Origin of the sequence: Streptomyces sp. NBC_00859 (assembly GCF_045161865.1) — a bacterium.
Lineage (GTDB): Bacteria > Actinomycetota > Actinomycetes > Streptomycetales > Streptomycetaceae > Streptomyces.
Window position 1 is genome coordinate 3,132,552 of the sequence record NZ_CP108826.1, and the last position, 26,211, is coordinate 3,158,762.

At 68.9% G+C, this 26,211-nt stretch carries 22 protein-coding genes and 3 tRNA genes; 6 read left to right on the plus strand and 19 right to left on the minus strand.

Annotated elements, in window-relative coordinates:
* Positions 1-108: 108 nt before the first annotated feature.
* The 10 genes from OG584_RS13380 to OG584_RS13425 form a co-directional block, all read right to left on the minus strand.
* Positions 109-4,008 (minus strand): DNA-directed RNA polymerase subunit beta', encoded by a 3,900-nt coding sequence (locus OG584_RS13380; protein WP_405778055.1) that lies wholly within the window; start codon positions 4,006-4,008, stop codon positions 109-111.
* A 127-nt stretch (positions 4,009-4,135) separates the two neighbouring features.
* Positions 4,136-7,618 carry a DNA-directed RNA polymerase subunit beta gene (gene rpoB / locus OG584_RS13385; RefSeq protein WP_405778056.1) on the minus strand — a complete coding sequence of 1,161 codons (3,483 nt, stop codon included), beginning with the start codon at positions 7,616-7,618 and terminating at the stop codon, positions 4,136-4,138.
* Positions 7,619-8,170: 552 nt separating this feature from the next.
* On the minus strand, positions 8,171-8,554 hold the full coding sequence (gene rplL / locus OG584_RS13390) for a 50S ribosomal protein L7/L12 (protein WP_405778057.1): 384 nt from the start codon (positions 8,552-8,554) through the stop codon (positions 8,171-8,173).
* Between the two features lie 82 nt (positions 8,555-8,636).
* Entirely contained in the window at positions 8,637-9,194 is a 558-nt protein-coding gene (gene rplJ, locus OG584_RS13395; RefSeq protein WP_405778058.1) for a 50S ribosomal protein L10, read from the minus strand.
* Positions 9,195-9,460: 266 nt separating this feature from the next.
* Positions 9,461-10,387, minus strand: a complete 927-nt coding sequence (locus OG584_RS13400) for a hypothetical protein (protein ID WP_405778059.1) — start codon at positions 10,385-10,387, stop codon at positions 9,461-9,463.
* A gap of 200 nt (positions 10,388-10,587) precedes the next feature.
* Positions 10,588-11,310: a 50S ribosomal protein L1 gene (gene rplA / locus OG584_RS13405; protein WP_405778060.1), complete on the minus strand. Its 723-nt coding sequence runs from the start codon at positions 11,308-11,310 to the stop codon at positions 10,588-10,590.
* A 79-nt stretch (positions 11,311-11,389) separates the two neighbouring features.
* A complete protein-coding gene (gene rplK / locus OG584_RS13410; RefSeq protein WP_164264062.1) occupies positions 11,390-11,824 on the minus strand; it encodes a 50S ribosomal protein L11 in 435 nt (144 codons plus the stop codon).
* Positions 11,825-12,037: 213 nt separating this feature from the next.
* Complete coding sequence (gene nusG, locus OG584_RS13415) at positions 12,038-12,964, minus strand: transcription termination/antitermination protein NusG (RefSeq protein WP_405778061.1); 927 nt, start codon at positions 12,962-12,964, stop codon at positions 12,038-12,040.
* A 74-nt stretch (positions 12,965-13,038) separates the two neighbouring features.
* Positions 13,039-13,326: a preprotein translocase subunit SecE gene (gene secE, locus OG584_RS13420; protein ID WP_405778062.1), complete on the minus strand. Its 288-nt coding sequence runs from the start codon at positions 13,324-13,326 to the stop codon at positions 13,039-13,041.
* A gap of 107 nt (positions 13,327-13,433) precedes the next feature.
* Positions 13,434-13,506, minus strand: a tRNA-Trp gene (locus tag OG584_RS13425).
* Positions 13,507-13,766: 260 nt separating this feature from the next.
* On the opposite strand from OG584_RS13425, the gene OG584_RS13430 reads away from it, so the two are divergent.
* Both OG584_RS13430 and OG584_RS13435 read left to right on the plus strand, forming a co-directional pair.
* On the plus strand, positions 13,767-14,993 hold the full coding sequence (locus tag OG584_RS13430) for a pyridoxal phosphate-dependent aminotransferase (RefSeq protein ID WP_405778063.1): 1,227 nt from the start codon (positions 13,767-13,769) through the stop codon (positions 14,991-14,993).
* 152 nt (positions 14,994-15,145) lie between these two features.
* Entirely contained in the window at positions 15,146-16,162 is a 1,017-nt protein-coding gene (locus tag OG584_RS13435; protein WP_405778064.1) for an adenosine deaminase, read from the plus strand.
* Here OG584_RS13435 and OG584_RS13440 read toward each other — a convergent pair.
* Complete coding sequence (locus tag OG584_RS13440) at positions 16,152-16,751, minus strand: TetR/AcrR family transcriptional regulator (RefSeq protein WP_405784041.1); 600 nt, start codon at positions 16,749-16,751, stop codon at positions 16,152-16,154. The two genes, OG584_RS13435 and OG584_RS13440, sit on opposite strands and share 11 nt — an antisense overlap.
* A 99-nt stretch (positions 16,752-16,850) precedes the next feature.
* Here OG584_RS13440 and OG584_RS13445 point away from each other — a divergent pair, with 99 nt between their 5' ends.
* Entirely contained in the window at positions 16,851-17,480 is a 630-nt protein-coding gene (locus OG584_RS13445) for an NAD(P)-dependent oxidoreductase (protein WP_405778065.1), read from the plus strand.
* Positions 17,481-17,631: 151 nt separating this feature from the next.
* On the opposite strand, the gene OG584_RS13450 is transcribed toward OG584_RS13445, so the two are convergent.
* The 8 genes from OG584_RS13450 to OG584_RS13485 all read right to left on the minus strand — a co-directional run bounded on the left by OG584_RS13450 (position 17,632) and on the right by OG584_RS13485 (position 22,794).
* Positions 17,632-18,687 carry a UDP-N-acetylmuramate dehydrogenase gene (locus OG584_RS13450; RefSeq protein WP_405778066.1) on the minus strand — a complete coding sequence of 352 codons (1,056 nt, stop codon included), beginning with the start codon at positions 18,685-18,687 and terminating at the stop codon, positions 17,632-17,634.
* Between the two features lie 167 nt (positions 18,688-18,854).
* A complete protein-coding gene (locus OG584_RS13455) occupies positions 18,855-20,255 on the minus strand; it encodes an MFS transporter (protein ID WP_405784042.1) in 1,401 nt (466 codons plus the stop codon).
* A 205-nt stretch (positions 20,256-20,460) separates the two neighbouring features.
* Entirely contained in the window at positions 20,461-21,018 is a 558-nt protein-coding gene (locus tag OG584_RS13460; RefSeq protein ID WP_405778067.1) for a TetR/AcrR family transcriptional regulator, read from the minus strand.
* 272 nt (positions 21,019-21,290) lie between these two features.
* A complete protein-coding gene (locus OG584_RS13465) occupies positions 21,291-21,728 on the minus strand; it encodes a MaoC family dehydratase (RefSeq protein ID WP_405778068.1) in 438 nt (145 codons plus the stop codon).
* Between the two features lie 2 nt (positions 21,729-21,730).
* Positions 21,731-22,183, minus strand: coding sequence for a MaoC family dehydratase N-terminal domain-containing protein (locus tag OG584_RS13470; RefSeq protein ID WP_405778069.1), 453 nt, complete (start codon positions 22,181-22,183; stop codon positions 21,731-21,733).
* 171 nt (positions 22,184-22,354) lie between these two features.
* Positions 22,355-22,519: a 50S ribosomal protein L33 gene (gene rpmG / locus OG584_RS13475; protein WP_003956487.1), complete on the minus strand. Its 165-nt coding sequence runs from the start codon at positions 22,517-22,519 to the stop codon at positions 22,355-22,357.
* A gap of 85 nt (positions 22,520-22,604) precedes the next feature.
* Positions 22,605-22,677, minus strand: a tRNA-Met gene (locus OG584_RS13480).
* A gap of 44 nt (positions 22,678-22,721) precedes the next feature.
* A tRNA-Thr gene (locus tag OG584_RS13485) sits at positions 22,722-22,794 on the minus strand.
* Positions 22,795-23,054: 260 nt separating this feature from the next.
* Here OG584_RS13485 and OG584_RS13490 point away from each other — a divergent pair.
* From OG584_RS13490 to OG584_RS13500, 3 genes are all read left to right on the plus strand, one after another.
* Entirely contained in the window at positions 23,055-24,317 is a 1,263-nt protein-coding gene (locus OG584_RS13490; RefSeq protein WP_405778070.1) for a hydrolase, read from the plus strand.
* 90 nt (positions 24,318-24,407) lie between these two features.
* Complete coding sequence (locus OG584_RS13495) at positions 24,408-25,064, plus strand: SDR family oxidoreductase (protein WP_405778071.1); 657 nt, start codon at positions 24,408-24,410, stop codon at positions 25,062-25,064.
* Positions 25,064-25,600 (plus strand): GyrI-like domain-containing protein, encoded by a 537-nt coding sequence (locus OG584_RS13500; RefSeq protein ID WP_405778072.1) that lies wholly within the window; start codon positions 25,064-25,066, stop codon positions 25,598-25,600. The genes OG584_RS13495 and OG584_RS13500 overlap by 1 nt, the downstream gene beginning before the upstream one ends.
* The last annotated feature ends 611 nt before the right edge of the window (positions 25,601-26,211 follow it).

The following is a 26,211-nucleotide window of genomic DNA, read 5'->3' on the forward strand; positions in this document are numbered from 1 at the left end:
GCCCACGCGGGCGGACAGACCGCCCGCGCAGGCACCGAGCAGGCCCTGGGCGGGCACGCCGCGGGGCGGCCACCCCGGAAGGTGACCGCCCCGCGCCGTGCGACTCGCTTACTGGTTGTACGGACCGTAGTCGTAGTCCTCCAGCGGGACGGCCTGGCCGGAGCCGGTGCCGAACGGCGAGTAGTCGATGTCGTCGTAGCCGACGGCCGAGTACATCGCGGCCTTGGCCTCCTCGGTGGGCTCCACCCGGATGTTGCGGTAGCGGGCGAGGCCCGTACCGGCCGGGATGAGCTTACCGATGATGACGTTCTCCTTGAGGCCGATCAGGGAGTCCGACTTGGCGTTGATCGCCGCGTCGGTCAGAACCCTGGTCGTCTCCTGGAAGGACGCCGCCGACAGCCACGACTCGGTGGCCAGCGACGCCTTGGTGATACCCATCAGCTGCGGACGGCCGGAGGCCGGGTGGCCGCCTTCCGTGACCACACGACGGTTCTCGGTCTCGAACTTCGAGCGCTCGACGAGCTCGCCCGGCAGGAGCTCCGCGTCGCCGGACTCGATGATCGTCACACGGCGCAGCATCTGCCGGATGATGATCTCGATGTGCTTGTCGTGGATCGACACGCCCTGCGAGTTGTAGACCTTCTGGACTTCGCCGACCAGGTGGACCTGGACCGCGCGCTGACCGAGGATACGCAGCACGTCGTGCGGGTTGGTGGCACCCACGGTGAGCTTCTGGCCCACCTCGACGCGGTCGCCCTCGCCCACGAGCAGACGGGCGCGCTTGGAGATCGGGAAGGGCGTCTCCTCGCTGCCGTCGTCCGGGGTGACGACGAGCTTCTTCGTCTTCTCGGTCTCCTCGATGCGGACGGAACCCGCGGCCTCGGAGATCGGCGCGACACCCTTGGGTGTACGGGCCTCGAAGAGCTCGACGACACGCGGCAGACCCTGCGTGATGTCGTCACCGGCCACACCACCGGTGTGGAAGGTACGCATCGTCAGCTGGGTGCCGGGCTCACCGATGGACTGGGCGGCGATGATGCCGACCGCCTCACCGATGTCGACCAGCTTGCCGGTGGCCAGCGAGCGTCCGTAGCAGAAGGCACAGGTGCCGACCGCGGACTCACAGGTCAGGACCGAGCGGGTCTTGACCTCCTCGACACCGGCGCCCACCAGGGCGTCGATCAGGACGTCACCCAGGTCGACATTGGCCGGCGCGATGACCTTGCCGTCGATGACGACGTCCTCGGCGAGCATGCGGGCGTAGACCGAGGTCTCGACGTCCTCCGTCTTGCGGAGCACACCGTCCTCGCCCTTGACCGCGATCTTGAGCTTCAGACCGCGCTCGGTGCCGCAGTCCTCCTCGCGGATGATGACGTCCTGCGAGACGTCCACCAGACGACGGGTCAGGTAACCCGAGTCGGCGGTACGCAGGGCGGTGTCCGCCAGACCCTTACGGGCACCGTGCGTGGAGATGAAGTACTCCAGGACGGAGAGACCCTCACGGAACGACGCCTTGATGGGACGCGGGATGGTCTCGTTCTTCGCGTTCGACACCAGACCACGCATACCGGCGATCTGCCGCATCTGCATCATGTTTCCTCGGGCACCCGAGTCAACCATCATGAAGATGGGGTTCGTCTTGGGGAAGTTCGCGTTCATCGCCTCGGCAACCTCATTGGTCGCCTTGGTCCAGATCGCGATGAGCTCCTGCGTGCGCTCGTCCTTGGTGATCAGACCGCGCTCGTACTGCTTCTGGACCTTCTCGTCCTGGGCCTCGTAGCCCTGGACGATGGCCTTCTTGGCCTCCGGGACGACGATGTCCGAAACGGCGACGGTGACGCCGGAACGGGTCGCCCAGTGGAAGCCCGCGGCCTTCAGGTTGTCGAGCGTCGCCGCCACGATGACCTTGGGGTAGCGCTCGGCCAGGTCGTTGACGATCTCGGAGAGCTGCTTCTTGCCCACCGAGTAGTCGACGAACGGGTAGTCCTCGGGCAGCAGCTCGTTGAAGAGCGCGCGGCCCAGGGTCGTACGCAGCCGGAAGGTGTCGCCCGGCTGGTACTCGGGCTCGCCCGGCTCGGAGACCGGCGGCACCCAGCCACGCGGCGGGATGGTGCCCACCGGGAAGCGGATGTCGACCTTCGCCTGCAGCGACAGCTCGCGGTTGTCGAAGGCCATGATCGCCTCGGCCGCGGAGCCGAAGCTCCGGCCCTCGCCGATGACCTTGCGCTCCGCCTCGTCGGTCGTGAGGAAGAACAGTCCGAGCACCATGTCCTGGGTAGGCATGGTGACGGGACGGCCGTCGGCCGGCTTCAGGATGTTGTTCGAGGACAGCATCAGGATGCGGGCCTCGGCCTGCGCCTCTGCCGAAAGCGGCAGGTGCACGGCCATCTGGTCACCGTCGAAGTCCGCGTTGAACGCGGTGCAGACGAGCGGGTGGATCTGGATGGCCTTGCCCTCAACCAGCTGCGGCTCGAAGGCCTGGATACCCAGGCGGTGCAGGGTCGGCGCACGGTTCAGCAGCACCGGGTGCTCGGCGATGACCTCTTCGAGGACGTCGTACACCACGGTGCGGCCGCGCTCGACCATGCGCTTGGCCGACTTGATGTTCTGCGCGTGGTTCAGGTCCACCAGGCGCTTCATCACGAACGGCTTGAAGAGCTCCAGCGCCATGGCCTTCGGCAGACCGCACTGGTGCAGCTTGAGCTGCGGGCCGACGACGATCACGGAACGCGCGGAGTAGTCCACGCGCTTGCCGAGGAGGTTCTGACGGAAACGGCCCTGCTTGCCCTTGAGCATGTCGCTCAGGGACTTCAGGGGACGGTTACCGGGACCGGTGACCGGGCGACCGCGGCGGCCGTTGTCGAACAGCGCGTCGACGGCCTCCTGCAGCATCCGCTTCTCGTTGTTCACGATGATCTCGGGGGCACCGAGGTCAAGGAGACGCTTGAGGCGGTTGTTGCGGTTGATCACCCGGCGGTACAGGTCGTTCAGGTCGGAGGTCGCGAAGCGGCCACCGTCCAGCTGCACCATCGGACGCAGGTCCGGCGGGATGACCGGCACGCAGTCGAGCACCATGCCCTTGGGCTTGTTGGCCGTCTGCAGGAACGCGGAGACGACCTTCAGGCGCTTGAGCGCACGGGTCTTCTTCTGGCCCTTGCCGGTGCGGATGATCTCGCGGAGGCGCTCGGCCTCCTCGTCGAGGTCGAACGACTCCAGGCGCTTCTGCAGGGCGGCAGCGCCCATGCAGCCGTCGAAGTACGTGCCGAAGCGGTCACGCAGCTCGCGGTAGAGCAGCTCGTCGCCCTCGAGGTCCTGGACCTTGAGGCTCTTGAAGCGGCTCCACACCTCGTCGAGACGGTCGATCTCGCGCTGCGCACGGTCGCGCAGCTGCTTCATCTCGCGCTCGGCGCCTTCGCGCACCTTGCGGCGCACGTCGGCCTTGGCGCCCTCGGCCTCAAGCTCGGCCAGGTCGGTCTCGAGCTTCTTGGCGCGGGCCTCCAGGTCGGAGTCGCGGCGGTTCTCGACCTGCTGGCGCTCGACGGAGACGTGGGCCTCCAGCGAGGGCAGGTCGCGCGTCCGGCGCTCCTCGTCCACAAAGGTGATCATGTACGCGGCGAAGTAGATGACCTTTTCGAGGTCCTTCGGCGCGAGGTCGAGCAGGTAGCCCAGACGGGACGGGACACCCTTGAAGTACCAGATGTGGGTGACGGGAGCGGCCAGCTCAATGTGGCCCATCCGCTCACGACGCACCTTGGCGCGAGTGACCTCGACGCCGCAGCGCTCGCAGATGATGCCCTTGAAGCGGACACGCTTGTACTTGCCGCAGTAGCACTCCCAGTCCCGGGTAGGACCGAAGATCTTCTCGCAGAAGAGTCCGTCCTTCTCGGGCTTGAGGGTGCGGTAGTTGATGGTCTCCGGCTTCTTCACTTCGCCGTGGGACCAGGTCCGGATGTCGTCCGCGGTGGCGAGGCCAATCCGCAGCTCGTCGAAGAAGTTGACGTCGAGCACTTGTCGTCAATCCCTCTTTCGGGGGTTCGAGCCCCTCGCGTCAGCGAGAAAAATGGGCACTTCAGCAATGGTCTGAACGGGTCCGGGGAGAGCCGGCCGCCTCAGCGTGAGGCGGCCGGCCAACCCGTCAGACCTCTTCGACGCTGCTCGGCTCTCGCCGGGACAGGTCGATACCGAGCTCCTCCGCTGCACGGAAGACGTCCTCGTCCGTGTCGCGCATCTCGATGGACATGCCGTCCGAGGACAGCACCTCCACGTTGAGGCAGAGGGACTGCATCTCCTTGATGAGCACCTTGAAGGACTCGGGAATGCCGGGCTCGGGGATGTTCTCGCCCTTGACGATGGCCTCGTAGACCTTCACGCGGCCGGTCACGTCGTCGGACTTGATCGTCAGCAGCTCCTGGAGTGCGTACGCGGCGCCATAAGCCTCCAGCGCCCACACCTCCATCTCACCGAAGCGCTGTCCACCGAACTGAGCCTTACCACCCAGCGGCTGCTGGGTGATCATCGAGTACGGACCGGTCGAACGGGCGTGCAGCTTGTCGTCGACCAGGTGGTGGAGCTTGAGGATGTACATGTACCCGACCGAGACCGGGTCCGGGAACGGCTCGCCGGAGCGGCCGTCGAACATCCGGGCCTTGCCGGACGGCAGGACCATGCGGTCGCCGTCGCGGTTCGGGATGGTGGACTCGAAGAGACCGGAGATCTCGTCCTCGCGCGCACCGTCGAACACCGGGGTGGCGACGTTGGTGCCGGCGGCGACGTCGTCGGCGCCGATGGACTTGAGGCGCTCCATCCACTCCTCGTTGCCCTCGACCTTCCAGCCCTGGCTGGCGAGCCAGCCGAGGTGGATCTCCAGGACCTGGCCCGGGTTCATCCGGGACGGGACACCCAGCGGGTTGAGGATGATGTCGACCGGGGTGCCGTCCTCCAGGAACGGCATGTCCTCGATCGGCAGGATCTTCGAGATGACGCCCTTGTTGCCGTGACGGCCGGCGAGCTTGTCACCGTCGGTGATCTTGCGCTTCTGCGCGACGTAGACGCGGACCAGCTGGTTCACGCCCGGCGGCAGCTCGTCGCCCTCTTCGCGGTCGAAGACGCGGACGCCGATGACCTTGCCGATCTCACCGTGCGGCACCTTCAGCGAGGTGTCGCGCACTTCGCGCGCCTTCTCACCGAAGATCGCACGGAGCAGGCGCTCCTCCGGGGTCAGCTCGGTCTCGCCCTTGGGCGTGACCTTTCCGACCAGGATGTCGCCGGCGACGACGTCGGCACCGATACGGATGATGCCGCGCTCGTCGAGGTCGGCGAGGACCTCTTCGGAGACGTTCGGGATGTCCCGGGTGATCTCCTCCGGGCCGAGCTTGGTGTCACGGGCGTCGACCTCGTGCTCCTCGATGTGGATCGAGGAGAGGACGTCGTCCTGCACGAGGCGCTGCGACAGGATGATCGCGTCCTCGTAGTTGTGACCCTCCCACGGCATGAACGCGACCAGCAGGTTCTTGCCGAGCGCCATCTCGCCGTTCTCGGTCGCCGGGCCGTCGGCCAGCACCTGGCTCTCGATCACCCGGTCGCCCTCGTTGACGACGACCTTCTGGTTGACCGATGTGCCCTGGTTCGAGCGGGAGAACTTCGAGATGCGGTACGTCGAGTACGTGCCGTCGTCGTTGGCGATGGTGATGTAGTCCGCGGATACCTCCTGGACCACACCGTCCTTCTCCGCCTTGAGGACGTCACCGGCGTCGACCGCGCAGCGGTACTCCATGCCGGTGCCGACCAGCGGCGCCTCGGACTGGATCAGCGGCACGGCCTGACGCATCATGTTCGCGCCCATGAGGGCACGGTTGGCGTCGTCGTGCTCGAGGAACGGGATCATCGCGGTCGCGACCGACACCATCTGGCGCGGCGAGACGTCCATGTAGTCGACGTCGTCGCCGGGGATGTAGTCGATCTCGCCGCCACGACGGCGGACCAGGACGCGCGGCTCCGCGAACCGCATGTCCTCGGAGAGCGTCGCGTTGGCCTGGGCGATGACGAAGCGGTCTTCCTCGTCGGCCGTCAGGTAGTCGACGTCGTCGGTGACGACGCCTTCGACGACCTTGCGGTACGGCGTCTCGATGAAGCCGAACGCGTTGATCCGGCCGTAGGAGGCCAGCGAGCCGATCAGGCCGATGTTCGGGCCTTCCGGCGTCTCGATCGGGCACATGCGTCCGTAGTGCGACGGGTGCACGTCACGGACCTCGAAGCCGGCCCGCTCACGGGAGAGACCACCCGGGCCGAGAGCGTTGAGACGACGCTTGTGCGTCAGGCCCGACAGCGGGTTGTTCTGGTCCATGAACTGGGACAGCTGGCTGGTGCCGAAGAACTCCTTGATGGAGGCGACGACCGGCCGGATGTTGATCAGGGTCTGCGGCGTGATCGCCTCGACGTCCTGAGTGGTCATGCGCTCGCGCACGACGCGCTCCATACGGGCGAGACCCGTACGGACCTGGTTCTGGATCAGCTCGCCGACGTTACGGATACGACGGTTGCCGAAGTGGTCGATGTCGTCGGTCTCGACCATGATCGAGCGGCCGGACTCGCCGACCGTCTCGGTCTCACCGGCGTGCAGCTTCACCAGGTACTTGATCGTCGCGATGACGTCGTCACTGGTGAGCACACCGGCGTCCAGCGGCTCACTCGCGCCGAGCTTCTTGTTCACCTTGTAGCGGCCGACCTTCGCGAGGTCGTAGCGCTTCGGGTTGAAGTAGAGGTTCTCGAGCAGCGTCTGAGCGGCTTCGCGGGTGGGCGGCTCGCCCGGACGGAGCTTGCGGTAGATGTCGAGCAGTGCGTCGTCCTGGCCCTGGGTGTGGTCCTTCTCCAGGGTGGCGCGCATCGACTCGTACTCGCCGAACTCCTCGAGGATCTGCTCTGTGGTCCAGCCGAGAGCCTTGAGGAGGACGGTGACGGACTGCTTGCGCTTGCGGTCGATGCGGACACCGACCATGTCGCGCTTGTCGATCTCCATCTCCAGCCAGGCACCCCGGGACGGGATGATCTTGGCCGAGAAGATGTCCTTGTCGGACGTCTTGTCGATGGAGGAGTCGAAGTAGACACCGGGCGAACGGACCAGCTGCGACACCACGACACGCTCGGTGCCGTTGATGACGAACGTGCCCTTGTTGGTCATGAGCGGGAAATCGCCCATGAAGACCGTCTGAGACTTGATCTCACCGGTCTCGTTGTTGGTGAACTCGGCTGTGACGAAGAGCGGCGCGGCGAACGTGAAGTCGCGGTCCTTGCACTCGTCGATCGAGTTCTTCGGGGGCTCGAAACGGTGGTCGCGGAACGTCAGCGACATCGACCCCGAGAAGTCCTCGATCGGCGAGATCTCTTCGAAGATCTCTTCCAGACCGGACTTGGTGGGAACGTCCTGTCCGCTTTCGATAGCGGCCTCGACGCGACCCTTCCAAGCGGCATTCCCGAGCAGCCAGTCAAAGCTCTCGGTCTGCAGCGCAAGGAGGTTCGGAACCTCGAGAGGCTCCCTGATCTTTGCAAAGGAGATGCGCAGCGGGGCGGTGCTGGCGCCGTTGTTCATATTGGAGGTCGAGGCGTTGCGCGAGGCGGCCAAGAGGGGGTCCTTCCGAGGGCTCGGACTCACTACGCGCGTACCGGTCCCAAGCGGGGCACAGTGATAGGCATCCCTGGTCAGGGAGGACAGTCATCGATGCTCAAGCGTGGGCATGCCCCTGGTGACGGGCAGGAGGCAGCTAACAGGCAGCGCAAAGGGTCAGTGTAGCCACTGGGCTCACTGATGTCCAGAGCGGGTTCTGGGAGACCCTCATTCTTCTGCTCAACACCTGCGTCAAAGCTTCCCTCTTCGCCGCCGATCCATGCCTCGGATACGGATCGATGTGACGACGCGTCCTGAGAATTGCGCGCTCCGTGCGGTTCGTCAAGGCCCCCCGCCCCTCGGGGGCCGCCGTCGGCCACGCTGCGGGAGCGAGAGAGGGCACCAGGCCCGGCGCGCAACGAAGATCACCATACTCGTCGCGGCGGGAAGAGCAAGGCAGGCAGGAGGGGCGTCAGGCACGCAGAAGGGCGACCACCCGGATGGGTGATCGCCCTTCGCTGTGCAGGTGTACGCCGAGGGCGTACGAGGGAGTCCGGGGACTCCCGGGAATTACTTGACCTCGACCGAGGCGCCGGCGCCCTTGAGGGACTCGGCGGCCTTCTCAGCGGCCTCCTTGGCGACCTTCTCGAGGACGGGCTTCGGGGCGCCGTCCACGAGGTCCTTGGCCTCCTTGAGGCCCAGCGAGGTCAGCTCACGCACGACCTTGATGACCTGGATCTTCTTGTCGCCGGCACCGGTGAGGATGACGTCGAACTCGTCCTGCTCCTCCGGGGCCTCGGCGGCGGCAGCGGCGCCACCGGCGGCGACAGCGGCGACCGGGGCGGCAGCCTTGACGTCGAACTTCTCCTCGAAGGCCTTGACGAACTCGGAGAGCTCGATGAGGGTCAGGTTCTCGAACTGCGCGAGCAGGTCGTCCTGGGACAGCTTCGCCATGATGGCGTCCTTCCACGTTTTCGGCAGGTGCCGGGTGTATATGACGGCGGGCGTACGGGGCCCGCTGCGACGCGAAGCCGAATTACTCGGCGTCGGCCTCGGCGGGAGCCGGCGTACCGGCACCGCCCTGCTCGACCTTGGAGCGAAGCGCGTCCGCAGTGCGGACGAACTCCGACAGCGGGGCCTGGAAAGTCGCCGCGGCCTTGGCCATCGACGCCTTGATTCCACCGGCCACCTTGGCGAGCAGAACCTCGCGGGACTCGAGGTCCGCGAGCTTCTTGATCTCATCCGCGGACAGCGCCTTACCATCAAGGACACCGCCCTTGATGACGAGGTTGGGGTTCTCCTTGGCGAAGTCACGAAGACCCTTCGCCGACTCCACCGGGTCACCGGTGACGAAGGCAACCGCCGTCGGACCTGCGAACAGGTCGTCCAGCGTGTTGATCCCGGCCTCGTTGGCCGCGATCTTGGTCAGCGTGTTCTTCACCACGGCGTACTGGGCGTTCTCACCGAGCGAACGGCGCAGCTGCTTGAGCTGGGCCACGGTGAGACCCCGGTACTCGGTCAGCACAGCGGCGTTCGAGCTGCGGAACTTGTCCGCCAGCTCGGCTACCGCGGCAGCCTTGTCGGGCCTTGCCATAGAGCGTCGGCCTCCTTCCGGGTGATGAGGACCGCTCAGAAGGGGCTGAAAATACGAAACGCCCCGGCACAAGTGCCCGGGGCGCGAGCTCGACCGGACAAGTCCGGGAGCACTTCCACGATCACCTGCGCGAGTCGTCCGCTTCCAGCGGATCCTTCGGCCACCGTGCCTCTTGCGAGAACACAGCAACGACCAGCGGTCTTTGGCTTCCTCGGAAGACTACGCGAACGGGGGCACGCCGAGCAAATCCGCCCCCGGACAGCTGATTAAGCACCCGGTGCGGGGGTAGAGGGCGGCGTCTTCACCAGCTCCGTGAAGTCGGCTGTGTCGTCCGCCGGCGGCGCGTCGGCATGTACCGCCGCCCCGTAGCCGGAGTAGTACACGGTGGCGCTGTACGTGCCGGACTTCAGCCTGCCGCGTTCGGTCTTCTTCACCAGCAGGCCCTTGCTGTCGACCCAGATGCCGATCGTCTCCCTGCTGATCCCGGCCGCGGTCAGCTGGGCCTTGAGCGCCTTCAGCTCCCCCGGCGCGAGGGCCGACTCCCGCTCCGTCAGTCCGGCGACATCGACCGTGCCCGAGTAGTGCGTGGCCCGTACGCCCCGGATCTCGGCGCGTCCGGCCCGTTTCACGTCGCCGGACGCCAGCAGCGCCTTCACACCCTGGCCGGGGGCCGTCTTCTGCATCTGGTCCCGCATCGCGGCGCCGGACGGCCCCATCAGCCGGGGGAGGTCCGCATACCCGTATCTGATCCAGCGCCTCCCGCCCGTGCGCGCGGCGAAACCCGGGCCCATGTCGGCGTAGTAGGCGTCATGCCGGTAGCGGGCCCTGATGGTGCTGTCAGCGCCCGCCTGCCGCAGCGCACCGGCCAGGCTCCCACCGGTGTACGTGATGTCCAGGGCCCCCGTGGCACCGCCGCGCCAGGACACGGTGCCCTTCACCCTGGTGGACAGCCCGGGGCCCAGGACGGTCGTCCCCTCCACCCTGGCGGAACCGGCGCGGCCCGTGGTCCGGTCGACGGCGCGCAGGGCGGTGACGGTGCCCGGGGCGGCCGCCGTGCGCCCCGGCGCGGAGGAGCCGGCGGGTGCTCCCGTACCGCCCCCGTGCGTCCGGGCCGCCGAGCAGCCCGCGAGTGCGGCCAGTGCCACGGCTGCCGCGGTCCCCGCGCATGCCCGCCGTATCGCTGTGCCGCCCATGAAGTGCCCGCCCCTCAGGTCCCGTTGGTCGCACGGTCATTGTGCCGGTGCCCTACGACTGCGTCCGGCGAAGCCGTGAAGCGGGCCGGTGGAACACCTGGATCGTGGAAACGAAAAGAAGCCGGGCCCCGCACCTCCGGAGAGGTACGGGGCCCGGCTCACAGCACGCGTGTCCCGCGGCTGCCTGCCGATCCGGTGGATCAGACGGCGGCCGGGTCCTCCTCGACGAGGAGGTTGCGGGTGCGGTTGGAGTCCAGCGGGATGCCGGGGCCCATCGTGGTGGCCAGTGCGGCCTTCTTGATGTAGCGGCCCTTGGCGGCCGACGGCTTGAGACGGAGGATCTCCTCCAGCGCGGCGGCGTAGTTCTCGACCAGCTTCGTCTCGTCGAAGGAGACCTTGCCGATGATGAAGTGCAGGTTCGAGTGCTTGTCGACACGGAACTCGATCTTGCCGCCCTTGATGTCCGTGACAGCCTTCGTCACGTCAGGGGTGACCGTTCCGGTCTTCGGGTTCGGCATGAGCCCACGCGGACCGAGCACGCGGCCCAGGCGGCCGACCTTGCCCATGAGGTCCGGGGTGGCGACGACGGCGTCGAAGTCCAGACGGCCCTTCGCCACCTCGTCGATGAGCTCGTCGGCGCCGACGATGTCGGCGCCCGCGGCCTCCGCGGCCGCAGCACGGTCACCGGTCGCGAAGACCAGGACCCGGGCGGTCTTGCCGGTGCCGTGCGGCAGGTTCACGGTGCCGCGGACCATCTGGTCGGCCTTGCGCGGGTCGACGCCCAGACGCATGGCGACCTCGACGGTGCCGTCGAACTTGGTCGCGGAGGTGTCCTTGGCGAGGCGGACGGCTTCGAGCGGGGCGTACAGCTTGTCCGCGTCGATCTTGGCGTCCGCAGCGCGGAGAGTCTTGCTGCGCTTCACTTCTGCTCCTAGATGGGGAGTGGGAGTCGTGGTGCGGGCCGGCGCTGGCCCTGCCACTGTGGTGCGGAGGGGGGCTTGATCAGCCCTCGACCGTGACGCCCATGGAACGGGCGGTGCCGGCGATGATCTTGGCCGCGGCCTCGATGTCGTTGGCGTTCAGGTCGGGCATCTTCGTCGTGGCGATCTCGCGGACCTGCTCGCCGGTGAGCTTGGCGACCTTGGTCTTGTGCGGCTCGCCTGAGCCCTTCTCCACGCCCGCGGCCTTGAGGATCAGCTTCGCGGCCGGCGGGGTCTTGGTGATGAAGGTGAAGGAGCGGTCCTCGTAGACCGTGATCTCCACCGGCACGACCATGCCACGCTGCGACTCGGTCGCGGCGTTGTAGGCCTTGCAGAACTCCATGATGTTGACGCCGTGCTGGCCCAGCGCGGGGCCGACCGGCGGAGCCGGGTTGGCCGCGCCGGCCTTGATCTGGAGCTTGATAAGCCCCGTGACCTTCTTCTTCTTGGGAGGCATTGCTCTCTCCGGGTCCTAGTGAGAGTGTTTCCGCCGCCATCCGGTCGTCCGGACAGCAGGCATACCGCGCAACGATAACGGGTATAGCTGCGCGACCAAAAACCAAGCAGGTCAGACGGTCTCCCACAGGCGGGGAATACCCCCTGCGTGAGCCGGTCTGACCTGCTTGGAAGGCGTGTGTGCCAGAAGCGCGGGGGAAGCCCCGGCGAGCTCCTAGTTCTTCTGGATCTGGTCGAAGCTGAGCTCGACCGGGGTCTCGCGGCCGAAGATCTCGACGAGACCCTTGACCTTCTTCGAGTCGGCGTTGATCTCGTTGATCGTCGCCTGGAGCGTTGCGAACGGGCCGTCGGTGACGGTGACCGAGTCGCCCACCTCGAAGTCGAGCACCTGGACCTCGACCTTGCGGGCCGGAGCCGGCTTGCCCTCGGCCTCCGCGGCCTCACGGGCGGCCTTCTCCTCGGCCTCCGGGGCGAGCATCTTGACGATCTCGTCCAGGGTCAGCGGGTACGGGTCGTAGGCATTGCCGACGAATCCGGTGACTCCGGGGGTGTTGCGCACCACACCCCAGGACTCGTTGGTGAGGTCCATACGGACCAGGACGTAACCGGGAAGCTTGTTCTGGCGAACGTTCTTGCGCTCGCCGTTCTTGATCTGAACGATCTCTTCCTCGGGTACTTCGGCCTGGTAGACGAACTCCTCGACGTTCAGCGAAACGGCACGCTGCTCCAGGTTCGCCTTCACGCGCTTCTCGTAACCGGCGTACGTGTGGATGACGTACCACTCGCCGGGCAGACCGCGGAGTTCCTGGCGCAGGGCCTCGACCGGGTCCACGAGGGGGACTTCGGCGGCCTCCTCGGCAGCCTCTTCGTCCTCGGCCTCTTCGGCTTCGGCCTCTTCGTCCTCGGCTTCGGCCGCCACATCGGCGGCGGCTTCGGCGTCCTCGTCGGTCTCCGCGACGGCCACCGCTTCGTCCTCGGTGTGCACAGCGGCCTCTTCGGCGGGCTCACCGGCGACGGCGTCGGCAGCTTCGGCCTGGTCCGGCTTCCCAGCGTCCGCCGCCTCGACGATGTCGAGCTCGTCCTCTGCGGACTCGATGCTCTCGCCCGGCTCGACGGCCTCGTTCAGGTTCGGGTCAGACACGGTGGCTGCTTCTTCCTGGATACAAATCGGGTGGAACATGCGAAAAAGACGCCGCTCCCGGCGTCTTTCGCGGATCAGCCAAAGACGTACTTGGCGGCCTGGTTGAAGCCATAGTCAATCACGGTCACGATGCCGATCATGATGACGACGAAAACGATCACCACAGTGGTGTACGTCGAGAGCTGGTTACGGCTCGGCCAGACGACCTTGCGGAGTTCCGCGACGATCTGGCGGTAGAAGAGCGCGAGACGGCCGAAGGGGCCCTTCTTCCCGCGCTTCCCGCCCTTGCGCGTCTTCCTCGACTCCGGCGCTTCATCATCCTGCGCATCAGGCACGTCGATGGAGCCGACGGCGTCCGTCACGATCTCTCACCTGATTCCGGGTCGTGGCCGTGCCGCGCCCGGTGGAGCCGCACGGCGGTGCATAGATGTACGTACATGCGCACACAGCCTGGCGAAGGTGTGTGTAGCAGGGCCGGAGGGACTTGAACCCCCAACCGCTGGTTTTGGAGACCAGTGCTCTACCAATTGAGCTACGACCCTTTGTGGTTCCCCCAACCTACCGCATCCGACCGGGTGCACGGAGTGCGCTCGACGGGGCGGCTGGTGAAGGCCAACGACGAGTGAGTGTACGTGGTCGGGGGCCTGACGTCGAACAGCTTCGGCCGGTCCGGTCCGCGGGCCGCCCCCGGTCCTCCGGTTCACGCCGGGTTCCCGCTCGGTGTACGGCTGTTGCCGGGGCCGGTGTCCGCCCTTCGAAACCTGTGTGCCGAGTCCGTTTGCGGTCTGGGACCATGGGCCGCATGAGCGCCGCAACTCCTCCGACCGAGCGCAGGGTCTCCGCCCGCATCGGTGCCATCTCCGAGTCCGCCACGCTGGCCGTCGACGCCAAGGCGAAGGCCCTGAAGGCCGCCGGGCGTCCGGTGATCGGCTTCGGTGCCGGTGAGCCCGACTTCCCCACGCCCGGATACATCGTCGAGGCCGCCATCGAGGCCTGCCGCAACCCGAAGTACCACCGCTACACGCCGGCCGGTGGGCTCCCCGAGCTCAAGGCCGCCATCGCCGCGAAGACCCTGCGCGACTCCGGCTACGAGGTCGAGGCCTCCCAGGTACTCGTCACCAACGGCGGCAAGCAGGCGATCTACGAGGCGTTCGCCGCGATCCTCGACCCGGGTGACGAGGTCATCGTCCCGGCTCCTTACTGGACCACGTACCCCGAGTCGATCCGGCTCGCGGGCGGCGTCCCCGTCGAGGTCGTCGCCGACGAGACCACCGGCTACCGGGTCTCCGTCGAGCAGCTGGAAGCCGCCCGCACCGAGCGGACCAAGGTCGTCCTCTTCGTCTCGCCTTCCAACCCGACGGGCGCCGTCTACAGCCGCGCCGACACCGAGGCCATCGGCCGCTGGGCCGTCGAGCACGGTCTGTGGGTGCTGACGGACGAGATCTACGAGCACCTGGTGTACGGCGACGCGGAGTTCACCTCGCTGCCGGCCGTCGTGCCCGAGCTGCGCGACAAGTGCATCGTGGTCAACGGCGTGGCCAAGACGTACGCCATGACCGGCTGGCGCGTGGGGTGGATCGTCGGCCCGAAGGACGTGGTGAAGGCGGCGACCAACCTCCAGTCGCACGCCACCTCCAACGTCTCCAACGTCTCGCAGGCGGCCGCGCTCGCCGCCGTCTCGGGCAACCTGGACGCGGTCGACGAGATGCGGACCGCCTTCGACCGGCGCCGCAGGACCATCGTGCGGATGCTCAACGAGATCGACGGCGTGCTCTGCCCCGAGCCGGAGGGCGCGTTCTACGTCTACCCCTCGGTCAAGGCGCTCATCGGCAAGGAGATCCGCGGCAAGCGCCCGCAGAGCTCGGTCGAGCTGGCCGCACTGATCCTCGACGAGGTCGAGGTCGCGGTGGTGCCCGGTGAGGCGTTCGGTACCCCCGGATACGTGCGCCTGTCGTACGCGCTCGGTGACGAGGACCTGATCGAGGGCGTCTCCCGGATGCAGAAGCTGCTGGCCGAGGCGACGGACTGACTCACTCCGCTGCACGCCGGCCGCGCGGCCGGCCGATCAGCCAGGAAAACGGGCCCCCGGTTCTCGCCGGGGGCCCGTTTCTTCGTTCGGTCGCCTCCTCGTTGGGGGAAAGCGGCTACCGGTGCGGCGGGTCCGTACGGCAGGATCCTGGGATGGAGCGAGTACGTGACATCCGGCTGCTGCCCAAGGCCCATCTGCACCTGCACTTCACGGGGTCGATGCGGCCCACGACGCTGCTCGAACTGGCCGGCAGATACGGCGTGCATCTGCCGGAGGCGCTGACCGGTGGCGAGCCGCCGCGGCTGCGGGCCACCGACGAGCGCGGCTGGTTCCGTTTCCAGCGGCTCTACGACATCGCCCGTTCCTGTCTGCGCACCCCCGACGACATCCGCCGGCTGGTGCGCGAGGCCGCCCAGGAGGACGTCAGGGACGGCTCGGGGTGGCTGGAGATCCAGGTCGACCCCACGTCGTACGCCCCGTTCCTCGGCGGGCTGATCCCGGCGCTGGAGATCATCCTGGACGCGGTGGACGCCGCCTCGCGCGACACCGGGCTCGGAATACGCGTGGTGGTCGCGGCGAACCGCATGAAACACCCCCTCGACGCACGGACGCTGGCGCGCCTGGCGGTGCGGTACGCGGACCGTGGCGTGATCGGTTTCGGGCTCTCCAACGACGAGCGCCGGGGTATGGCCCGGGACTTCGACCGGGCATTCGCCATCGCGAGGGAGGGCGGCCTGCTGGCCGCGCCGCACGGCGGTGAGCTCAGCGGGCCCTCGTCGGTCCGGGACTGCCTGGACGATCTGCACGCCGCCCGGATCGGCCACGGGGTGCGCGCCGCCGAGGACCCGCTGCTGCTGAAGCGGCTGGCCGAGCGCGGGGTGACCTGCGAGGTGTGCCCGTCGTCGAATGTGGCGCTCGGCGTCTACGAGAAGGCCGAGGACGTACCCCTGCGAAAGCTGTTCGAAGCGGGGGTACCCATGGCGCTCGGCGCTGACGACCCGCTCCTCTTCGGTTCGCGGCTGGCCGCCCAGTACGAACTGGCACGGGCCCAGGGGTTCAGCGACACCGAACTGGCCGAGCTGGCACGGCAATCGGTGCGCGGCTCGGCCGCACCCCCGGACGTGCGGCGGAAGCTGCTCTCCGGCGTCGACGACTGGCTCACGGGCTGACCCCCCGCAAGAGCGTGCGAGCGAGGCCGGCGGCGAACGCGTCGAGGGACTGCGGGGGCTTCCCGTCCTCGGTCATGTCGTACGCGAAGGCCCGCTGGGCGCACGCGCCGAGCAGCAGGGAAGCCGCCGCGCAGGTGTCGGCGCCGGCGGCGATCCGCCCGGCGTCCCGCTCGGCGCGCAGATAGGCGTCGACGCCGCGGATCGGCATGTGCGGACCGGCGCCGAGTTCGCGCATGGCCGCTTCGTGGCGGCGCTTGAGCGGGGGGTCCGCGTAGAGCGAGGCGGCGATCGGGAAGCTCTGCTCGTAGAAGAGGGCGGCGCTGCGGGCGATCTCGGTGAGGTTCTCCTCGACGCTGTGCCGCTGCGGGCCTGCGGCCAGTTCGTCCAGCAGCGGGGTCAGCCTGGGCAGCCGTTCCCTGAGGACGGTCACGAACAGCTCTTCCTTGCTCGCGAAGTGCTTGTAGAGCGCTGCTTCCGAACACCCGGCCGTCCTGGCGATCTCTTTGGTGGTGGTCCTGACCAGGCCGATGGTGAGCATGAGTTCATACGCGGCGTCGACGATCCGGCCGCGGGCCGGCTTCGGCTGCACGGGTGGCTGCACGGGCGCTCCTACCAAGCTTGACGGAGGGGTGGGTGTCCGCTCACTCTAGGGGTGAGTGAATACTTACCCACCTTGGAAGGGTGCGCGATGAAGCTCACAGTGTTCGGAGCCACCGGCGGTATCGGCGGGCAGATCGTCCGGCAGGCCCTGGCCGCGGGACACCAGGTGACGGCCGTGGTGCGCGATCCGGATCGGCTCACGGTGACCGGGGCGGGGCTCGACGTGGTCCGCTCGGATCTCAGCGGCCCGGAACCGCTGCGTGCGGCGGTGGCGGGCCGGCACGCGGTGCTCTCCGGTCTGGGCGCGCGCGGCCGCAAGGACGCGGGCATCACCCAGGTGCTGACGCGGCCGGTGCTCGCGGCCATGGAGGCGGAGGGCGTACGGCGGCTGCTGGTGGTCAGTGCGGCGCCGCTGTCGCCGCCCGGGAACCGGTCCTTCGCCGACCGGGCGGCGCTGGGGGCGATCGGCGTGATCCTCAAGGCGGTCTACGACGATCTGCGGGTCATGGAGGCCGAGGTCGCGCGCAGCGCGACGGACTGGACGGTGGTGCGGCCCCCGAAGCTCACGGACAAGCCGCTGACCGGCACGTACCGGACCGCCGTCGGGGGCAGTCCGCGCGGCGGCCGGAGCATCTCGCGCGCCGATGTGGCACACGCGATGCTGGCGATGACCGACGACCCCGCGACGGTGGGGCAGGGGGTAGGGCTCGCGTACTGAAGCGGCGTGACCGCGAGCGGCGCGCTCCGGCCCCGCCGGTGACGGGTCGCGGTTACGGCGGGAGCGGTGCGCACCGGCAGGACGCTGCGGTTACCGGCTGATCGGCCGCGGACCGGCCGGTTACGGGCAGGCCGCGCACAGGGCAGGCCGGTTACAGGCTGACGCCGACCGTGACGGGCTCGTTGACCAGCGTCACCCCGAACGCCTCGTGGACGCCCGCGACGACCTCACGGGCGAGCGCGAGCAGGTCGTCGGTGGTGGCCCGGCCGCGGTTGGTCAGCGCCAGTGTGTGCTTGGTGGAGATGCGGGCCGGGCCCGTCCCGTAGCCCTTGGTGAAGCCCGCCCTGTCGATCAGCCAGGCCGCCGATGTCTTGGTGAGCCCCTCCCCCGCGGGGAACGCGGGCGGGGCGGTCTCCTGGCCGAGCCGCTCGCTCACCCGTGCGCGGAACGCGGCGAACCCGGCGTCGTCGAGGATCGGGTTGGTGAAGAAGGAACCGGCCGACCAGGTGTCGTGGTCGTCGGCGTCCAGCACCATGCCCTTGCCGGCGCGCAGCTTCAGCACCGTCTCGCGGACCGTCGCCGCCGCCACCCGGTCGCCCGCCTCGACGCCGAGCACCCGGGCCGTCTCCGGATACTTGACGGGTGCGGAGAGGCCGCCGGCGTCTTCGAGTTCGAAACGCACCCGCAGCACCAGATAGCGGTCGGGGTCGGACTTGAAGCGGCTGTGCCGGTAGGAGAACCGGCACTCGGCGTTCGAGAGGGTGACCGCCTCCCCCGTGGCCCGGTCGTACGCGACGACCTCGGTGAGCGTCGACGAGACCTCCTGGCCGTACGCCCCGACGTTCTGGATCGGTGTCGCCCCGGCGGAGCCGGGAATCCCGGCCAGACACTCGACGCCCGCGAGCCCGGCCTCGACGGTACGGGCCACCGCGTCGCTCCACACCTCACCGGCCGCGAGCTCCAGCGTCGTACCGGAGAGCGAGAATCCGCGGGTCGCGATCCGCAGGGCCGTGCCGTCGAACCCCTTGTCGCCGATGACCAGATTGGAACCGCCGCCGATGACGAGCAGCGGGGTGCCGCTCTCATCCGCCTCGCGGACGGCGGCGATCACTTCGGCGTCGGTCTCCGCCGTGACCAGGCGGGTCGCGGGGCCGCCGAGGCGGAAGGTGGTCAGGGGGGCGAGTGGGGCTTCAAGGAGTTCCTGCACGGGCCAAGCGTACGAGAAAGGCCCGGCCGGGCGCGCGGAACCGTTGCCGGGCGGGCTCCCGTCGGGGGCGGGCGACACGACGGCTCCGCCCGGAGGCCGCACGGCTTTCACGGCTTCCGGGCAGAGCCGGGAGATCTACGGAGACGCGGCGGGCGATCCGGAGGGCGTCAGGCGGAGACCTTCTCGCGGTCGGCGGCGGGGGCCGCCTCCGGTGCGAGGCCCGTGGGGCCAGGAGTGCCGCGCCGGGGTATCAGCAGGGCGACGAGCGCCGCGACCGCGACCACGGCGGCGCCGATCCACAGGGCGGGCACGGTGCCGTCGGTGAACGCGGCGGGCGACTCGTACCCTCCCTGGGCGGAGAACACCGCACCGAGCACCGCGATACCCAGCGCGCCTCCGACCTCGCGCAGGGCGTTGTTCGCGCCGGAGGCGATGCCCTGTTCGGCGGGGCCGACACTGGACATGACCACGCTGGACGCGGGGGCGAAGTACAGCGCCATGCCGATCCCGCCGAGGATCAGAGCCGGCAGCATCACCGGGTACGACACGTCCGCGCCGATGACCAGGGCGAAGGACGCGAGCCCGGCGGCCTGGAGGGCGAGCCCGGCGGCGACGACGGGGCGGCCGCCGATCCGGTCCGAGAGGATCCCCGCGAACGGCGCGACGACCAGCGGCATTCCGGTCCACGGCAGCATCCGCAGCCCGGCCTCGGTGGGCGAGTAGCCGAGGACGCCCTGGAAGAACTGGCTCAGCAGGAAGATCGAGCCGAACATCCCCAGGAACATCAGCAGGGACGCGCCGTTGATGCCGGCGAAAGCGCGGTTACGGAAGAGCCGCATCGGGAGCATGGGGTGGGCGCTGCGGAGTCCGTGGAGGACGAACCCGGCCAGGAGCGCGGCACCGGCGAAGAGGCTCGTGAGGATCGTCGCGCTGGACCAGCCGTCCGTCCGTCCGTTGACGAGTCCGTACACGACACCGAACAGCCCGCCGCTGACCAGGAGCGTTCCGGGGACATCGAGCCGGGCGCCCGGCCGGCGCGACTCGCCGAGGCGCAGCCAGGCGAGCGGGAGCAGGACGAGGCCGATGGGCACGTTCAGCCAGAAGATCCACTGCCAGGACAGGTGCTCGGTGAGAGCGCCACCGATGAGCGGCCCGCTGGCCACGGCGAGACCGGTGACCGCGCTGAAGATCCCGAGGGCCGCGCCCCGTCGGGCGGCGGGTACGGCAGCGGTGAGCAGGGTCAGCGTGAGCGGCATCATGACCGCGGCGCCGACGCCCTGCACCGCGCGGGCGGCGACGAGCGGGCCGATCCCCGAGGCGAGGGCGGCCGCGGCGGAGGCGCCGGTGAATATCGTGAGGCCGGTGATGAAGAGCTTGCGCCGGCCGAACCGGTCGCCGAGCGCGGCGCCGAACATGAGCAGCACGGCGAAGGTGAGCGTGTAGGCGTTCACCGTCCACTGGAGGTCTTCCAGCGCTCCGCCGAGATCCTTACGGATCGAGGGCAGCGCCGTGGTGACGACGAGGTTGTCGAGAGCCGCCATGAATCCGGCGACACTGGTGATGATCAGGGCCCAGGTGGCGCCTCCGCGCCGGGACGTCCGCTCGCGCGGCTCTTGCCCGTTGAGCTCCTGCCCGTTCTCCGTCTGCTCTTCCACTGCTTGCTCGTTCACTGTTCCCCCTGCTGAGTCGGTCCGGTCGATTGGTTAGCGATTGATTACTAACTTTCTTGCCCATGCGAACGGCCGCGCCCCCCTGGGCGCGCCCCACCGATACTCACTGCTCGGGCTGTGCCCACTCGTGAAAACTGGCCCACACCCGGTGTTCCGGGGCGAAGCCCAGCGAGACCAGCGTGTTGATGAGCATCCCGTGCGCCAGGAACCTCGTCGTCTCGTCGATGTCCGCCCCCAGGGCCAGGTGGATCGCCTCGTACAGCCTCATCCACGCGGCGCGCACGGCCTCCCCGAACCCGGGGTCCCCCGACGCCGCGGCGGAGGCCACCGCGACGTAGATCTGCATCTGCATCAGCAGCTTGTCGGGGTCGTCCGCGATGAGCGACTGATAAGCGCGCCCCATGGCGTGCAGGGCCTCCTGGCCCTGCAGCCCGTCGGCGGCCCGCACGAAGACAGCCGTGGTGTCCTCGACGCAGCGCTCGGAAGCCGCCAGGAAGATGGCCTCCTTGTTCGGGAAGAGCCGGAAGAGGTACGGCTGTGAGACGCCCACCCGCTTGGCGATCACCTCGGTGGAGGTGCCGTGGTAGCCACCGTGAGCGAATTCGACCATCGCCGCACGAATGACGCTCTCGCGCCGCTCCTCCGCACTCATCCTGACCATGCGAGTAAGTTAGTGGTTGATTACTAACTATGTCAAGGGGCGACGACGGCACGGCGGGAGGGACCGGAACCCCCGGCCCGGCAGGCCGGACGGCGGCGCGCACGGCTACTCCGGGGCCAAGCCCATACGTAAGGGGCGCCCGTCTGCACGAACGCCCCCAAGGGAGCCTTGCCCCATGCCCGCCCGGGTCGCGTGACCCGGCGCCGTGACCTCACCGGACGCCCATAGCGCAAGGACCCCTGAGTCCCTGGCACCGGACGGCCATGGGCACCTCAGGCGAGGCGGACCACCGCGCGGGACATGCCCAGCACCTTCTTGCCGTCGCTCATCGCCGTGAGATCCACCCGTACCGTCCTGTCCTCGGGGTCACCGACGACAGCTCCGACCTTGGCGCTGACCTCGATCAGCGCCCCCTCGGCGTCGTTCGGGACCACTACCGGCTTGGTGAACCGGACGCCGTACTCCACGACCGCACCCGGGTCACCGACCCAGTCGGTCACCACCCGGACCGCCTCGGCCATGGTGAACATCCCGTGCGCGATGACATCGGGCAGCCCGACCTCCACCGCGAACTTCTCGTTCCAGTGGATCGGGTTGAAGTCGCCGGACGCACCCGCGTACTGGACCAGCGTCGCGCGCGACACCGGAAATGACTGCGCCGGCAGCTCCGTGCCGACCTCGACGCTCCCGTAGGAGATCTTCGCTGCCACCGTCACGCCTCCCCGGCCGCGCGCGCGACCAGCTTCGTCCACGCCGTCACGACATGCTCGCCGGACTCGTCGTGGACCTCACCGCGAATATCAATGATGTCGTTTCCGGCAAGGGACTTGATCGCCTCGATCGTCGAGGTGACCGTCAGCCGGTCCCCCGCCCGCACCGGACGCCGGTAGGCGAACTTCTGGTCACCGTGCACCACACGCGTGTAGTCGAGACCCAGCTGCGGATCCTGGACGACCACACCAGCGGCCTTGAAAGTGATCGAGAAGACGAACGTCGGCGGAGCGATGACGTCGGCATGTCCGAGCGCCCCGGCCACGGCCGGGTCCGTGTACGCGGGATTCGCGTCGCCCACCGCTTCGGCGAACTCACGGATCTTCTCCCGGCCCACCTCGTACGGCGCGGAGGGCGGATAGGTCCGCCCCACGAAGGACTGATCGAGCGCCATGGCTCACTACCTCCTGGTGGAGTGCCGGAAATGCCGGGGAGTACCGGGAATCAAGCAGAAACACAATAACTGTGAGTAACTACAGAAATGACGCGAGGCCGCCCCCCGTCAAGGGGACGACCTCATGCCTGTGCCTGTGGAGAGCTGTGCTTGCGGAAAGAACAGCCTGGCTCAGCGCGTTTCGCGGTGGGCGGTGTGCGAGTTGCAGCGCGGGCAGTGCTTCTTCATCTCAAGACGGTCCGGGTTGTTACGCCGGTTCTTCTTGGTGATGTAGTTCCGCTCCTTGCACTCCACGCAGGCCAGCGTGATCTTCGGGCGGACGTCGGTGGCAGCCACGTGAGTGCTCCTTGGACGGATGGACGGATGAACGCATAAAAGAGTAGCCGATCGAAGGACCGAGCCCACCATCGGCTACCGTGTGTAGCGGTGACCGGACTTGAACCGGTGACACAGCGATTATGAGCCGCTTGCTCTACCGACTGAGCTACACCGCTTTGCTACGGAATCCCTCACCCGAAGGTGAGGGCTCCCGCACCAGAGCCCCAATACGGAATCGAACCGTAGACCTTCTCCTTACCATGGAGACGCTCTACCGACTGAGCTATTGGGGCGAGCGATGAAGACATTACACGGTCATTCGCCGTCGCCCAAATCCTTATGAAGACCCCTCCCCACCGCCTCAACCCGCCTGCCGCCCGGCCTCCGTCCACCCCCTCCCACCGCCGTTCGGCCCATGCCGCCCATCGGCCACAGGAGTCACTCCCAGTACGACTAATTCGCCCCTCCGCGAAGCCGTACCCGCCCCAGCCATAGGCTCGCTTCACGCTGCGTGACGTCGCACGTCACGCCCGGCCGAGCACCCAGGAGCGCGATGCCCGACAGCCAGCCGCGGCCCCCCGAAGGAGCCACCGCGGACACCACCGCGCTCCTGCTCCGCGGAGCCCGTCTGGCCGACGGCCGCACCGTGGACGTACGCATCGCAGGCGGGCACATCGAAGCCGTGGGAACCGCCGGCAGCCTCACCGCACCCGGCCCCCGCACCTCCCCCGTACCCCGCATCGAACTCGACGGTTACCTGCTGCTCCCCGCCCCCGCCGAACCCCACGCCCACAGCGACACCGCGCTCACCGCCGACGCCGGGCCGGGGCCCGGCCCCGCCACCACCGGCGCCGCCCCCGACATCCAGCGCCGCGCCGTCGAAGCCGCCCTCCTCCAGCTCGGCCACGGCGCCACCGCGCTGCGCTCACACGTCCGCATCGGCGACGTCCAGGGCCTCGGCGCCATGGAGGCCGTGCTCCAGGCCCGCCGGTCCCTGCGCGGACTCACCGACCTCACCACCGTCGCCGTCCCCAGGCTGCTCACCGGCGTCGCCGGAGCCGACGGCCTCGCCATGCTGCGCGACGCCGTGAAAATGGGCGCCACCGTCGTCGGAGGCTGCCCCGACCTCGACCCCGACCCGACCGGATACGCGCAGGCGGTCCTCGAAGTCGCCGCCGAACACGGCTGCGCCGTCGACCTGCACACCGACGGCGACGACCCCGCCCGGCTCGCCCGCCTCGCGGCCATGTCCGGCGGACTGCGCCCCGGCGTCGCCATCGGCCCCTGCGGCGGACTCTCCCGGCTCCCGCACGACACAGCCGCCCACACCGCCGGCCGGCTCGCCGCGGCGGGCATCACCGTGATCTGCCAGCCCCAGGGCGGCTGCGGCGGCGTGGAACGCCGCGGCATCGCCCCCGTGCAGCTGCTCCGCTCAGCAGGAGTACGCATCGCGGCGGGCAGCGGCGCACTGCGCGACCTGACCAACCCGGTCGGCCGCGGAGACCCTCTGGAAGCCGCGTACCTGCTCTCGTCACAGAGCGGACTGCGCCCCAAGGACGCCTACGGAAGCGTCAGTTCGGCGCCGCGAGAAGCCATGGGCCTCCCCGAGGTACGGGTGGAGGCAGGCTTCCCCGCCGAGCTGCTCGCCGTACGCGGGGAGCAGCTCTCCGCCGCACTCTCCCTCGCGTACAGCAGAATCGTCATCCACCGTGGACGCGTCGTCGCACGCACCAACGCGGTGCGCGAGTACTGCGACTCGACCGCGCCCAGCACCCTCGAACTGCCCCGCCAGGGGCGGGCCGACGCCGGGCCCTGAGCCCGCCGCGAGAGCTCCGCGCGGAGCCGCCCGCCCCTCCGTACGGGTGATCCCGAGCGCGCGGCGCCGCCGGAGCGTACCGTCGGAAACATGCGCATTGTCATCGCAGGTGGACATGGTCAGATCGCGCTGCGCCTCGAGCGTCTGCTCGCCGCGCGCGGCGATGAAGTCGCGGGCCTCATCCGCACGGCCGGACAGGCCGACGACCTGAGATCCGCAGGCGCCGAGCCGGTCGTCCTCGACCTGGAATCGGCCACGGTGGAACAGGTCGCCGAGGCACTGTCGGGTGCCGACGCGGTGGTCTTCGCGGCGGGAGCGGGCCCCGGCAGCACGGTCGAACGCAAGGACAGCGTGGACCGCGACGGGGCCGTGAAGCTCGCGGACGCCGCCGAGCGCGCCGGTGTGCGCAGATACCTCATCGTCTCCTCCATGGGCGCCGACACGACCCACCCGGGCGACGGGGTCTTCGACGTCTACCTCCGCGCCAAGGGTGCGGCGGACGAGGCCGTACGGGGCCGGGCGGCCCTCGACTGGACAGTGCTGCGGCCCGGCGCGCTGACCGACGACGCGGGCACCGGGCAGGTACGCCTCGGAGCCAGGACGGGCCGGGGCGAGATCCCACGCGACGACGTGGCCGCGGTACTCGCCGAGCTGATCGAGACCCCGGCCACAGCGGGCCTGACACTGGAGCTGATCGGCGGGTCGGTGCCGGTGACCGTGGCAGTCAAGGACGTGGCGGGCAACTGATGCAGAACCCACCGGTAGCCATCGAGCGCGCAGCACAGCCCTACGCGGCGGTCAGGGAGACCGTCACCATGGACACCTTTCCGGTGATCGCCGACCGGCTGACGGCCGTGTTCGGCTGGCTCGCGGAGCGCGGGATGGAACCGGCGGGGCCGCCGTTCTTCCGGTACGACGTCATCGACATGGAACGCGGCATGGAGGTCGAGGCGGGCGTACCGGTGACAGCGCTGCCGGAGGGCGGTGACACCCCGGGCGAGGACGCCGAGGAGGGCGAGTTCTTCACCGGCTCCCTGCCCTCCGGCAAATACCTGACGGTTACTCATATCGGCCATCCGAACGAGCTGTTGGGGGTCACGGCCGGTCTGCTGGAGTGGGCGGCGGCGCGGGGCATGAAGTGGGACATGGAGAAGGCCGACGTGGTCGAGGACTGGGGCTGCCGGCTGGAGATCTACAGGACGGACCCGCGGGAGGAGCCGGACATGTCCAAGTGGGAGATGGAACTGGCGTTCCGGCTCGCGGACTCCGGCCCGCAGGCGTAGCGGGGGCGGTAGGTGTGGCCGCTGCTGCCACACGTACCGCTCCCGCCGCGAGCCCCCGGGCACCCGCCCCGTACGCGCGTTCCGGAGACGAACGCGTGACCGTTGGGCCGCTCCGCCGTTGAACCCGATGACAGCAACAGCCTTCGGGAGTCCGGCAGATGGGGCGCACAGGCCGGGTGGTCCGTACCGCGGCATTCAGGGTCACCCATGCCCTGCGCGAGGACACCGCAGGTGCTCCCCCAGCGAATGCCGGCTCAGCGCGTCGGACACCTCGGGGCCCTGGTGGCCCACATCGGTCAGGTCCTCATCGACGGATGCTGGAGTGCTTCCGGCCACTGGAGCACGTGTCCGGAAGCACGGGTGGGAACGAACGCGTTCCACCGGCGCTGCGCGGCAAAACCGTCACTGCCGTCAGAGAGGCCACACAGCAGGCCGGTCCGCGCGTCACCGAAGATGACCGCACGGGGCAAGTCCAGCCACTGCCCTCACTGCGACGTCCGGCTGCCCACCGAGCCTCGCCCGACGGCGGACCGGGCTACGCCTGGGCGCACTGCCCCGCTGTGGTTTCGGCACCGGCCGTGATCGTCCGGCCGCCGAGAAGACCGGCAGTA

Coding starts and splice junctions, on each gene's coding strand:
- OG584_RS13490 (WP_405778070.1), top strand. CDS start 23,055: ATGCCCGACAGCCAGCCGCGGCCCCCCGAAGGAGCCACCGCGGACACC.
- OG584_RS13500 (WP_405778072.1), top strand. CDS start 25,064: ATGCAGAACCCACCGGTAGCCATCGAGCGCGCAGCACAGCCCTACGCG.
- rplK (WP_164264062.1), bottom strand. CDS start 11,824: ATGCCTCCCAAGAAGAAGAAGGTCACGGGGCTTATCAAGCTCCAGATC.
- rplL (WP_405778057.1), bottom strand. CDS start 8,554: ATGGCGAAGCTGTCCCAGGACGACCTGCTCGCGCAGTTCGAGAACCTG.
- OG584_RS13435 (WP_405778064.1), top strand. CDS start 15,146: ATGGAGCGAGTACGTGACATCCGGCTGCTGCCCAAGGCCCATCTGCAC.
- OG584_RS13495 (WP_405778071.1), top strand. CDS start 24,408: ATGCGCATTGTCATCGCAGGTGGACATGGTCAGATCGCGCTGCGCCTC.
- OG584_RS13445 (WP_405778065.1), top strand. CDS start 16,851: ATGAAGCTCACAGTGTTCGGAGCCACCGGCGGTATCGGCGGGCAGATC.
- rplJ (WP_405778058.1), bottom strand. CDS start 9,194: ATGGCAAGGCCCGACAAGGCTGCCGCGGTAGCCGAGCTGGCGGACAAG.
- OG584_RS13400 (WP_405778059.1), bottom strand. CDS start 10,387: ATGGGCGGCACAGCGATACGGCGGGCATGCGCGGGGACCGCGGCAGCC.
- OG584_RS13430 (WP_405778063.1), top strand. CDS start 13,767: ATGAGCGCCGCAACTCCTCCGACCGAGCGCAGGGTCTCCGCCCGCATC.
- OG584_RS13470 (WP_405778069.1), bottom strand. CDS start 22,183: ATGGCGCTCGATCAGTCCTTCGTGGGGCGGACCTATCCGCCCTCCGCG.
- OG584_RS13460 (WP_405778067.1), bottom strand. CDS start 21,018: ATGGTCAGGATGAGTGCGGAGGAGCGGCGCGAGAGCGTCATTCGTGCG.